The 686-nt window shown below is 46.4% G+C and carries 1 protein-coding gene; it reads right to left on the bottom strand.

The window, feature by feature from the left end; genetic code table 11:
* The coding region (locus R7040_RS26815) for a patatin-like phospholipase family protein (RefSeq protein ID WP_318097644.1) at positions 1–438 on the bottom strand (438 nt) is incomplete at its 3' end.
* Between the last annotated feature and the right edge of the window lie 248 nt (positions 439–686).

The following is a 686-nucleotide window of genomic DNA, read 5'->3' as shown; positions in this document are numbered from 1 at the left end:
ACCAGTTGGAGCACGAACCTCGCCGAACCGCAAACCAAGGTCGGTCGTGATTTGATAGCGGTCTTCATATTCTTTGTCACGAACGCGACGCTGACTGCGATCGACGCGATCACGATAACCACTGTTCCAATCAACGGAATAGATAAAACTTTCGATTTCATCGGCGCTCATGCCTGTCGCGTACAAACCGCCAACATAAGCTCCCATGCTTGTCCCTGTGATGATATCGACAGGAATGGGCATTTCTTCTAGAGCCTTGAGGACACCAATGTGGGCAGCACCTTTTGCGCCGCCACCAGCGAGAACAACCGCGACTTTAGGACGAGTCGGAGTATCCTCATTTTTGACTTGAGCAACAGAAGGAGTGGCTATCAAAAACAAACTTACCCACCACGCGAAATAGCGCGACATCGGGCTTGATGACAGCGTTTTGAACATCCACTTCTTCCTTTACTGAATACTTGATCACTAATATGTACTAAGAATTGACCAGTGAAACAAGTCCATGTTGTTGATTTGGAGATCCTACCAATCAAACAAACTATTCAACCAGTTAGATTTTTTCTCACACTGTTGTTTGATTTGACCCGTTTTATCCCATACTGGAAGTTTGTAATCGCTGCGGCAATTCATCTCTAAACCACCGTTGGAGGTCGGTTTAAAGCCAAGCGTCGTCACTTCTTTAG

The organism is Vibrio sp. 1069 (assembly GCF_033340555.1).
Note: the sequence above shows the minus strand (reverse complement) of the source record. Positions and strands in the feature narration are given on the sequence as shown.